The organism is Micromonospora sp. NBRC 110038 (assembly GCF_020884815.1).
In the GTDB taxonomy this organism is placed as follows: Bacteria; Actinomycetota; Actinomycetes; order Mycobacteriales; family Micromonosporaceae; genus Micromonospora; species Micromonospora haikouensis.
This window is the reverse complement of record NZ_BBOL01000002.1, coordinates 756,045-766,345: the sequence shown is the minus strand read 5'-3', so window position 1 is coordinate 766,345 and position 10,301 is coordinate 756,045. Positions and strand designations below refer to the sequence as shown.

At 75.2% G+C, this 10,301-nt stretch carries 11 protein-coding genes; 7 read left to right on the top strand and 4 right to left on the bottom strand.

Features of this window, described 5'->3' with window-relative positions; all coding sequences use genetic code 11:
• The 3 genes from LPU61_RS11185 to LPU61_RS11175 are packed head-to-tail and all read right to left on the bottom strand — an operon-like array spanning position 1 to position 4,214.
• Positions 1–3,477 carry an ATP-binding protein gene (locus LPU61_RS11185; protein ID WP_229404850.1) on the bottom strand — a complete coding sequence of 1,159 codons (3,477 nt, stop codon included), beginning with the start codon at positions 3,475–3,477 and terminating at the stop codon, positions 1–3.
• 49 nt (positions 3,478–3,526) lie between these two features.
• The gene (locus LPU61_RS11180; protein WP_043965000.1) at positions 3,527–3,889 is read right to left on the bottom strand and encodes a hypothetical protein; all 363 of its coding nucleotides are present in this window, start codon (positions 3,887–3,889) and stop codon (positions 3,527–3,529) included.
• Between the two features lie 10 nt (positions 3,890–3,899).
• The gene (locus LPU61_RS11175) at positions 3,900–4,214 is read right to left on the bottom strand and encodes a hypothetical protein (RefSeq protein ID WP_043965002.1); all 315 of its coding nucleotides are present in this window, start codon (positions 4,212–4,214) and stop codon (positions 3,900–3,902) included.
• A gap of 354 nt (positions 4,215–4,568) precedes the next feature.
• Here LPU61_RS11175 and folP point away from each other — a divergent pair, with 354 nt between their 5' ends.
• The 7 genes from folP (at position 4,569) to LPU61_RS11140 (ending at position 9,253) form a co-directional block, all read left to right on the top strand.
• On the top strand, positions 4,569–5,489 hold the full coding sequence (folP, locus tag LPU61_RS11170; RefSeq protein WP_043965004.1) for a dihydropteroate synthase: 921 nt from the start codon (positions 4,569–4,571) through the stop codon (positions 5,487–5,489).
• On the top strand, positions 5,486–5,884 hold the full coding sequence (folB, locus tag LPU61_RS11165; protein WP_043965006.1) for a dihydroneopterin aldolase: 399 nt from the start codon (positions 5,486–5,488) through the stop codon (positions 5,882–5,884). Before folP ends, folB begins: the two co-directional genes overlap by 4 nt.
• Positions 5,881–6,408 carry a 2-amino-4-hydroxy-6-hydroxymethyldihydropteridine diphosphokinase gene (folK, locus tag LPU61_RS11160; RefSeq protein WP_229404849.1) on the top strand — a complete coding sequence of 176 codons (528 nt, stop codon included), beginning with the start codon at positions 5,881–5,883 and terminating at the stop codon, positions 6,406–6,408. The genes folB and folK overlap by 4 nt, the downstream gene beginning before the upstream one ends.
• A 19-nt stretch (positions 6,409–6,427) precedes the next feature.
• A complete protein-coding gene (locus LPU61_RS11155) occupies positions 6,428–6,964 on the top strand; it encodes a DUF3180 domain-containing protein (RefSeq protein WP_043966390.1) in 537 nt (178 codons plus the stop codon).
• A gap of 119 nt (positions 6,965–7,083) precedes the next feature.
• Complete coding sequence (locus tag LPU61_RS11150; RefSeq protein ID WP_229404848.1) at positions 7,084–8,301, top strand: ABC transporter permease; 1,218 nt, start codon at positions 7,084–7,086, stop codon at positions 8,299–8,301.
• A gap of 60 nt (positions 8,302–8,361) precedes the next feature.
• Positions 8,362–8,670 carry a hypothetical protein gene (locus tag LPU61_RS11145; RefSeq protein WP_074472273.1) on the top strand — a complete coding sequence of 103 codons (309 nt, stop codon included), beginning with the start codon at positions 8,362–8,364 and terminating at the stop codon, positions 8,668–8,670.
• Between the two features lie 64 nt (positions 8,671–8,734).
• On the top strand, positions 8,735–9,253 hold the full coding sequence (locus tag LPU61_RS11140; RefSeq protein ID WP_043965013.1) for a hypothetical protein: 519 nt from the start codon (positions 8,735–8,737) through the stop codon (positions 9,251–9,253).
• A 33-nt stretch (positions 9,254–9,286) separates the two neighbouring features.
• Here the strand turns inward: LPU61_RS11140 and LPU61_RS11135 are convergent, their stop codons facing one another.
• Positions 9,287–10,300 (bottom strand): ABC transporter ATP-binding protein, encoded by a 1,014-nt coding sequence (locus LPU61_RS11135; RefSeq protein WP_229404847.1) that lies wholly within the window; start codon positions 10,298–10,300, stop codon positions 9,287–9,289.
• Between the last annotated feature and the right edge of the window lies 1 nt (position 10,301).

The window sequence follows — 10,301 nt, the reverse complement described above, 5'->3', positions numbered from 1 at the left end:
TCACGCCTCCAGGTCCGCGATGGTCGGCAGTTGGCCCGCTGCCGCGGCGACCGCGGCGGGGGTGGTGTCCAGGTGGTCCAGCAGCCCGTCGACGTACGACACGTCCACCCGGACCTTCTGCACCCGCCCGTCGACGTCGCGCATGACGAACTCGCGGAAGCCGAGCCGGGTGGCGGAGGTGGCGTCCGCTGTGGAGAGGGAGGCCAGTGTCGCCTCGTACCCGTCGTTGACGGGGACGCGGAGCAGCCGCAGCGCCTCGGAGGCGATCTCGGTGTCCTCGGCGATGCGGCCGACGAACACGGTGGAGACGAGGTTCTGCACGTCGAGGCCGAGGATGTCGCGCGGGTTCTGCGAGGCCACCAGCGCGGCGAGGTTCCATTTGCGGGAGTCGCGGGCGAGGCGCACGAGGAACGACCGGCCGGAGCGCCAGCCCTCCATGAAGTGCGCCTCGTCCAGGCCGACCAGCTTCCTGGAGGACATCGACCCGCCGTAGCAGCGCCGCACCGCGAGCCGGTGAGCGGTGTGCAGCATGGGCAGCGCGAGCGCCTCCTCGGCCGACCAGTACTCGCGTTCGATCTTGAGGTCGGGCAGTCGCAGCCCGGCCATGGTGATCACGGTCAGTGCCGCGTCGGCGCCGAGCAGCCCCTCCGGCGGGCGGCCGAAGAAGAGCATGGCCAGCGGCATCTCGGCGGTGTCGAGCAGCAGGTTCGCCAGTTCCTTGCCGGCGTCGTCGTCGAGTTGACCGAGGCAGGCGACCACGTCGTCCAGGGTGGACGTCTCCTCGGCCGGCACCTGCCGGACCGCGTGCCGGAACAGGGTGGCGGTGGACGCCTCCCGGGCCACCTGCGGCGGCACCAGCATCATGCAGATGTCCTGCACCAGCATGCGCCGCTCGGCGCGGGCGTTGGAGACCGCGATCTCGAACTCCCGGTCGCCGGCCGCACCGGCGCTGAACTCGCTGCGCAGCGGCGTCGGGATGAGCGCGTACGGCGCCAGCGTCCCCTGCTCGGACCCGGTGAGGTTGAGCACCCGCGAGTATGGTCGCAGCTCCGGCATGCTGCACAGCCGGGCCAGCGGGCCGGACGGGTCGAGCAGGGTCACCTGCACCCCGCGCCGGGCGGCCAGGTAGCCCAGCGCGCCGAGCAGGGTCGACTTGCCGCCGCCGGGCTCGGCGACGAAGACCGCGAGCCCGGAGCGTTCCCGCACCTCCATCGGGAAGTGCAGGTCGAGGAAGACCGGCCGGCGGCAGGTGCCGGCGGTACGCCCGATCAGGTCGCCCCGCCGGTCGCCGACGGTGGACGCGGCCTGTGGGAGCGCGGCGGCGAGCAGGTTGACCGGCATCCGCCGGACGTAGCCGGTGTTGGCGATCGGCTCGCCGGGGATGAACTCGCGGGCCAGCCAGTCCTGGTTCTTCGGGTGCTGCAACGACACGCGCAGTTCCCGGGAGTAGAGCTGGATCAGCCGGCGGGCCCGCTCCAGGCACTCCTCCCGGGTGCGGCCGCCGACGGCGATGCGGTGCCAGCCGTGGGCCCGGGCGGAGTCGACCGGCAGGCCGGTGGTCATCTCGTCGCCGATGACCAGCGCCCGCTTGGCCAGCCGCTCCAGCTCGGGCGGGGCGTCGATGCCGTGCTCGGCGTAGTCGAGCTGCTGGGAGCGGATCATCCGCAGCCGGTGTTCGAGGTTGCGGAAGGAGTCACCGGAGCCGAGGATGTCGACCCGGGTGGAGATCTCCATCGGCCAGGGCAGCCGCTCGTGGAAGTGCAGCCAGGGCTCGTGCCGCTCGGGGATCTCCAGCGGCTCCATCCGGCCGACGGCGAGCACGGCCACGTGCCGCTCCTCGCCGGTCATCCGGTTGACCAGCTTGACCGTCGACCCGTACGGGGTGCGGTACCGCTCCACCTGCTCGGTGAGGGCGAGCAGGTCGCCGCGTTCCCACCGGCCGTTGGTGACGGGGGAGAGGGCGCCGGGCGGGGCCATGCAGAGCGCCACCGAGCGGTAGAGCAGCCACTCCAGCTCCTGGGCCGTGACCCGCCGGCCGCGCATGCCGAACGCCCCCAGCACCTCGTCGAACTGCTCGACGGTGCGGCCGAGCTTGCGGCGTTCGCCCTCGGCGACGCCGCGGCCGAAGGTGCGCAGGAGCCGTTCGGTGAGCGAGTCGCCGAGGGAGCGTCGGGCGAAGGTCACCCCGAGGTACGTCTGCCCCTCGGCGTGGTTGACGGACAGCAGGTGTCGCTGGGCGGCCACCAGGTGGTCGCCCCAGCCGGTGGTGCCCGGCACGTCCGGCAGCGGGGACGCGGTGTGCGCGTCGATGGTGCGGGCCCACTCGTCGGCCGGGAACGGGCGGGTGGTGCGGCGCAGGTGCAGCCGGAAGCCGGCGAGGCCGGCGTACTGCTCCGAGATCGCGGCGAGCAGGGCCTCCCGCTCGGCGTCGGGCCGGAACGCCCAGCGCACCTCGGGCAGCCAGTACCACGCCGTGACGGTGTTGGGGGTGAAGGTCAGGTGGCCGGCGATCTCGGTGATGGCCAGCTCGACCGACGGGTCACGGTCCCCGAACTTGATCTTCGGCGGCTTCACCTGCCGCGCGGGGCGGGCGGGCTTCGCGGGCTTGGCCGGCTTGGCGGGTTTGCCGGCCCGCTCCCGCCGTTCGGCCGTCCGCTGCCGGGGTGCCGTCACCTCGCGGCCGGCCGAGGGCTGCGCTGGCTCCGCCGCCGGGCGTGCCGGTCGGTCCGGCTCCCAGCCCCGGGGCGCTGCCTCGGCGTTGCGCTGCGGGGACGAGACGGAACCGCGCTGCGGGGACGGCGTGGCACCGCGCTGCGGGGCGTGCGCGTCCTCCCGCCGTGCCGACGGCTCGGCGTCCCGCTGCGGGGACCGCTCGGGTTCCCGGCGTGCGGGCGGCTCGGCGTCCTGCCAGCCGTACGTCTCGTCGTCGGGGTCGGTGGGCGGCGCGACCACGACCGGGGGTGGCGGCAGGTCGGGCGCGGGCGCCGGTCGCGCCGCCGGCAGCCGCTCGACGTGCTGCTGGGGGACCCGGGGCCGGCCGTGCGGCGTGGGGGCGGCGGGGGGCCGTTCGGCGGGGGCCGGCGGGATCTCGGCCCGTGCGGGCGGGGCCGCGACGGCCGGCGGCTGGTGCGGGATCGGGGGGTGCTCGCGGGCCGTGGGTCGGGGCGGCGCGGGCAGCGCGGGCCGGGGCACCGGGTGGGCGCCGCCGAAGAGGTCGAGGAACGGCGAGTCGATGTCGGCGCTGTCGGCGACCATCGGCGGGCTCGGCTCGGGGCCGGCCGGCACGGGGCGCCCGGGCGTGGGTCGGGGTGCCTGGAAGACGCCGACGCGGCCGTGGCCGGGGGTGGTGGCCAGGGCGGGGTCGAGGGCGACCTCGTCCAGATCCTCGTCCGGAGGGTAGTCGAACGAGCGCGCACGGTTACCGTGCGTGGCCGCGTGACGTCCTGCCGGGGAACCCGGCGTGGAAGAGCGACTCATGCCACCGCCTCATCCGCGTGCTGCTTCGGCCCGATCGGCGTACGCCCGGTCATGCCAGTTCCTCCCGGATCCTGATCCGGCTCGCCACCAGGCGCGGATCGCGCTGCTCGGCGGCCGACTCCCGGGTGCGCCGCCAGTCGGTCAGCGCGGTGCGGATCACCATGCGCGCGGGCCGGTCGGGGTCGACGTACCGGAAGATGAACGAGGTGCTCACGATGGCGAGCGCGATCTCCCAGGCGGGAAAGAGCTCGACCTGCAACGTGAACAGCCAGTGGATGAACATGTAGAGGGGTACGAGCAGCATGAACACGCCGTACTGGGCGTACGGCAGGTGGACGGGCAGGGTGTAGCCGGGCGGCCCGAGGTAGACCAGGCGGGCCCGGTAGATGTCGTCGTCGGTGCGCAGCCGCATCTGCCCGGGCCTATTCGAAGATCAGGTCGATCAGGTAATCACCGACGAAGAAGAGTGTGGCCGCTCCGGCGATGAAGGCCAGCCCGACGATCGCGATGGCGGAGCTGGTCAGGACCTTGGAGATCTCGCCGCGGCTGGCCCGGCCGATGAAGATGACGCCGAGCACGGCCAGCAGGATCGGCGCGATCTTGCTGGCGAAGAACGTGACGACGCTGTTGGTGTCGATGCCCTTGGGTGCCGGCTCGGCGAGTGGAGTCGACGCCAGGGTGTGGAGCGCGTGGGTGACGCCGGACGACGTCGCCTCCATGAGCTCGATGGCGATCACTGGAACCTCCCCATGTTGCGGCCGGCAAAGCCGCGGCGGTGCGGTAGGCGAGCTTGGCGGGATGGTGCTCACTCTGCGCAGTGTCGGCGACCCTGCGTTCGTCACCCACCACGCGGAGTAGTGAGCTTTGGGGGGATTTTTCCCGCTTCGGCCCTCCCTCCAGGCTTCGCCGTCTCGCTGCTGGGCAATTCCAAAGGGTACGGGCCGCCCCCCTTTGCGACAAGCCGCGAAGAGTCGGCCCGGAACGACCCGGACGACCGATCGTACACTCGTTCTAATTGCCATGTCAGGGGTGTCGCCGGCGGGGCGCACCGGGCTGCCGGAGCCCACCGCCACGACCGGTACCGTGCAGTCGTGACCGATCTGGTACGGACTCGGACCCCGGTGGTGATGGGCGTCCTCAACGTCACGCCCGACTCCTTCTCGGACGGCGGCCGATACGCCGATCTCGACGCCGCCGTCGCACACGGGGTGCGACTTAAGGAGGAGGGCGCGCACCTGGTCGACGTCGGCGGCGAGTCCACCCGTCCGGGGGCCGACCGGGTGGACGCCGCCACCGAGGCAGCCCGGGTGCTGCCGGTGGTCCGGGAGCTCGCCGCCACCGGCGTCGCGGTCAGCATCGACACCAGCCGGGCCCGGGTGGCCGAGGCCGCCCTCGCGGCCGGGGCGGCGGTGGTCAACGACGTGTCCGGCGGGCTGGCCGACCCGGACATGGCCCGGGTGGTCCGCGACGCCGGCTGCCCCTGGGTGCTCATGCACTGGCGCGGGCACTCGCGCGGCATGAGCGCGCTGGCCCACTACACCGACGTGGTGACCGACGTGCGGGCCGAGCTGGCCGAGCGGGTCGACGCGGCCCTGGCCGCCGGGGTGACCGCCGACCGCATCGTCATCGACCCCGGGCTCGGCTTCGCCAAGACCGCCGAGCACAACTGGCAGCTCACCGCCCGCCTGCCCGAGCTGCTGGAGCTCGGGCTCCCGCTGCTGTTCGGGGCGAGCCGCAAGTCGTACCTGGGCCGGCTGCTCGCCGCCGCCGACGGCACCCCCCGGCCGACCGCCGGCCGGGAGACCGCCACCGCCGCGACCAGCCTGCTCGCGGTCGCGGCCGGGGCCTGGGGGGTACGCGTGCACGACGTGCTCGGCACCGTCGACGCCCTGGCGGTCTGGCGGGCCAGCGGCAGTCCGCGCCTCGCGCCCGCCCGCGAGGGTGGGCGGGCGGCCGGCAGGGGCCCGAGGGCGACGGCAGGAGTCGGAAGTCCGACGGAGGGGGAACGGTGACCGACCGGATCACGCTGACGGGCCTGCGGGCGCACGGCCGGCACGGCGTCTACGACTTCGAGCGGGAGCGGGGGCAGGAGTTCGTCGTCGACGCCGTCCTCGAACTCGACCTCGCGCCCGCCGCCCGTTCCGACGAGGTGACCGACACGGTGCACTACGGGGAGCTGGCCGACCGGCTGGTCGCGGTGCTGACCGGCGAGCCGGTGAACCTGATCGAGACGCTCGCCGACCGGCTGCTCGCGATCTGCCTGGCCGATGACCGGGTGACGCGCGCGACGGTCACCGTGCACAAGCCGGAGGCGCCCGTGCCGCACGCCTTCACCGACGTCGCCGTCACCATGACCAGGACGCGGACCGACCCCCCACCGGCCGCACCGGACGGGGGTGCGGCGTGACCCGCGCCCTGCTCTCCCTCGGCAGCAACCTCGGCGACCGGGCGGCCCACCTGCGCTCGGCGGTCGACTGCCTCGGCGAGGCGGTGCTGCTGGTCTCGGGCGTCTACGAGACCCCGCCGTGGGGCGACGCGGACCAGCCCGCGTACCTCAACGCGGTGGTGCTGGTCGAGGACTTGGCGGCGGCCCCCCGGGACTGGCTGGCGCGGGCCCGGGCAGCCGAGCGGCGGGCCGGCCGCGAGCGCGACCCGGCGCGCCGCTTCGGCCCCCGCACCCTCGACGTCGACGTCGTCGCCGTCTGGGACGACGCCGGCGAGCCGGTGGTCAGCGACGACCCGGAGCTGACCCTCCCGCACCCCCGGGCCCACCTGCGGGCGTTCGTGCTCCGGCCGTGGATCGACATCCAGCCGTACGGGCGGCTGCCCGGGCACGGCTGGCTGACCGACCTGCTCAACGCCGAACCGGTGGCCGGCGACGCCCTGGAACTGAGCCCCCGACCGGATCTGGCGTTAGAGTCGTCGGCATGAGCCAGTGGAGCCGGCCGGCATGACCCAGGCGCAGTCCCGACCGCCGGGCGGGTCGGATCCCGACCGCTCCAGGATGGGCCCCACCCGGATCTCCACCCTGGTCGTCGCCGGCCTGGCCGCCGCGGCGGTGGCCTGGCTGCTGATCAGCACCCTCTACGGCGGCTTCCCGCGGCTGCCCTGGCTGCCGGTGGTCACGCTGGCCGCGTTGGCGGTGCTGGAGGCGTACGCGGCGGTCAACACCCGCAGCCGGATCGAGCGCCGGCCGGGGCGCGACCCGGTCAATCCGCTGCTGGTGGCCCGGTTCGTGGTGCTGGCGAAGGCGTCCGCCCTGGCCGGGGCGATCTTCGCCGGCTGGTGCGCCGGGCTGACCGGGTGGCTCTTCGTCGAGCCCACCCGGGCCGCCGCAGAGGACCGCCCGGCCGCCGGTGCCGGCCTGCTCGCGGCACTCGCCCTGGTGGCCGCCGCGCTGTGGCTGGAGCGGTCCTGCCGGGTGCCGGAGCGGCCCGAGGACGAGCGTGACGCCGACCGGCGGGAGGGCGGCCCGGGTCAGCGCTGAACACGGGGGGTTACGCCCGGAGCGGCGCGCAGGTACCGTGCCTGGCGACCGGAGAGCAACGGCCGCCCCGGTCCGCCCGGGTCGGACCCTGCGGCCGTGACCTGGGGAGGGCACGCGTCATGGGGCACGAGGATCCGGGCCGGCACAACCCCGTGGAGCCCTCGTCGGGCGTGCCCGCGTCGGTGCTGGAGAACGTCTTCGACGACCCGGCCCACGGCGAGCCGGGCCGCGACCGGGTCGCCGTGCACGTCGTCTGGGAACTGCTGCTGGCCGCGGCCCTCGCCGTACTGACCTGGCTGCTGTGGCAGGCCGAGCCGGCCGCGCTGCGTGACGACGGGCTGCGGTCCCTGCTGGTCGACGTGGTGGCGCTGGGGCTGCTCGTGCTGGCGGCCGGGCTGACCCTGCGGACCTCGGCCGTGAACCTGGCGGTCGGCCCGGTGGCGGTCGCCGCCGCCCTGCACGTCGCCGAGCAGGGCGACCGCGGGGTCGAGGTCGCGCTGGGCCACGCCGTGGCGGTGGCCGCCGTCGGCGGGCTGGCCGTGGGGCTCGCCGTGGTGCTGCTGCACGTGCCCGGCTGGGCGGCGAGCCTGGCCGGCGCGGCCGGCGTGGTGGTCTACATCCAGCAGCGCCCCGCGCCGGTGCTGGTGCAGGGCGGGTACGACCCCCGGGACACCGCGTTCTACCTCTTCGCCGGCTTCGCCGCCGTGGCCGTCCTCGGCGGACTGTTCGGGGCCATCCGCCCGGTGCGCCGCCTGATCGGCCGGTTCCGCCCGGTGGCCGATCCGGCCCGCCGCCGGGGCGGGGTGGCGGCCACCATCGTCGTGTTCGCCTTCGTCCTCTCCACGGTGTTCGCCGCGCTCGCCGGCATCCTGTTCGCCAGCAACGGCGACGGGCCCGTCGTCCCCACCGAGGGGCTGGGCTGGACGACGCTCGCCGTCGGCATCGCGCTGCTCGGCGGCACGAGCGCGTACGGCCGGCGGGGCGCGATCTTCGGCACGCTGCTCGCCGTCAGCCTCGTCGTGGTCCTGCGGGCCTGGCTGGACGCCGAGGGCTGGATCGTGAGCCGGTGGGCGGTCGGCGGGGTGGCCCTCGGCGTCGGGCTGGTGGTCACCCGGCTGGTCGAGACGTACGGGCGGCCCCGGACGGCGGGCGCGGACCCGGAGCCGGTCCCCCGGGGCGACGGCACGATCAGCTCCGGCTGGTCGGTGCCCCGGCCGGCGCCGGTGGGCGACTGGCCCCCGGCCCTGCCCACCCGCACCGACGACACCCCGACCGACCCCTGGGACGCGTCGCGCTGGGACGACCGCCCGCCGCGCTGGGACGCTGGCGACCGCTGACCTGCACGAGTAGGGGGCGGCGGCGCGCCGCCGGTGATCTCGCCGGTTAGGCTCGGCGGCATGACCGAGACACCTTCCACCGGCACCGGCGGGCACACGTTCGACGAGTTGGACGCGCTCTCCACGGAGGAGCTGCGGGAGCGGGCGTTCGCGACGGCCCGGGAGCGGCGCGACGTCGGGTTCTTCTGGTCGGTGCTGCGCCACCTGCCGAACGCCGACGAGGCCGCCGCGCTGGACGGCGCGCCGAACTCCGTCGGCCCGACCATCGACGAGGCGGCGGCGCTGTGGCGGGAGCTCACCGGGCACGGCTACGAGGAGTCCGCGCCGCTGCTGCGGGCCAAGTTCATCGACTACCTGATGAAGCACTGACCGGAGCGCGGTCACCGTGGTCCGCAGGTTTGCCCGCCGGGGCGCGCCGGGAACTGGTCGCCTCATGGCCGCCATCAACCGCTCGGGTGTCACCAGCCGGTCGGGCCCCGTCAGCCGGTACGGGACCGCGGCCGGCACCGGCACCCTCGCGGTGCTGCTGCTCGTCGCGGTCTGCGGCAGCCCGCTGTACGTCGGCTGGGCCGAGGACCACACCGACCCCGAGTCTGCCGGCGGCTGGTTCCTGCGGCTGCTGGCCTGGCCGGCGTGGCGGTTCGGCTCCGGCGACTCGGGGCAGGGCGTGCTCGCCACCGACCTGCGCGCCATCCTGCTGGTGGTCCTGGCGGCGGCCCTGCTCTACCTGCTGCCCGCGTCCCAGGTGGCCCGGGTGCAGGGGTCGGTGAGCCAGTTCTTCTCCGGCTGGGGCGCGTACGTGCTGGCCGCCGGCCTGGCCGCGCTGCTGAGCACGCTGCTCGGGCCGGCCCCGTCGCTGCTCGCCGCGCTGCAGGCCGCCGGCACCGGGGCCGGGTACGGCTTCCTCTCCGGCTGGATCATCGGCACGGCGAGCCTCGGCGGCCGGGCCTGACCGCCGCTGCGCAGCCCCGCCGCCCCGCCTGACTCAGGCCGTCTCCCGGCCGGCGCCCAGCGCGCGTTCCCGGGTGAGCACGCCGGCCGGCCCGCCGTCGGCGGTCACCAGCACCCGGTCCGCACCGGAGGTCAGCATCACCGCGAGCGCGTCGTACGCCGACGTGCCCAGCGCGACCTGCGGCAGCCCGGCCGGGTCGGCGGGGGCCGGCTCCAGCGCCTCCCGGGTGACCGGGGTGACCGCCAGCGCCCGGATGCCCCGGTCCGCGCCGACGAAGTCCCGGACGAACTCGGAGGCGGGCGCGGCGAGCAGGGCCGCCGGGGTGTCGTACTGCTCCAGCCGGCCGCCCTGGGAGAGCACGGCGATCCGGTCGCCGAGCCGGACGGCCTCGTCGAGGTCGTGGGTGACCAGCACGATGGTCTTGCGCACCTCGGCCTGGAGGCGCAGGAACTCCTCCTGCAGCCGGGTCCGCACGATCGGGTCGACCGCCGAGAACGGCTCGTCCATCAGCAGCACCACCGGGTCGGCGGCGAGCGCGCGGGCCACCCCGACCCGCTGCCGCTGCCCGCCGGAGAGCTCGTGCGGGTAGCGCCGGCCGAACCGGCCCGGGTCGAGCCCCACCAGCTCCAGCAGTTCCTCGCTGCGGCGGCGGATCCGGTCCCGGGGCCAGCCGAGCAGCCGGGGGACGGTGCCGACGTTGGCCACGACCGTCTGGTGGGGGAACAGGCCCACGTTCTGGATGACGTACCCGATGCGGCGGCGCAGCGCGACCGGGTCGACGCGGGTCACGTCCTCGTCGCCGAGCAGGATCCGGCCGGCGGTCGGCTCGATCAGCCGGTTGATCATGCGTAGCACGGTCGACTTGCCGCAGCCGGACGGCCCGATCAGCACCACCAGCTCGCCGGCCGGCACCCGCAGGCTCAGCTCGCGGACCGCCTCGGTGCCGTCCGGGTACCGCTTGCCGATGCCCTCCAGCGCGATGGCCGCCGCGGGGGTTCCGGCCGCCTCGGGTCCGGCGGCGCTCCGGGTGTTCGGGGTAACGTCCACG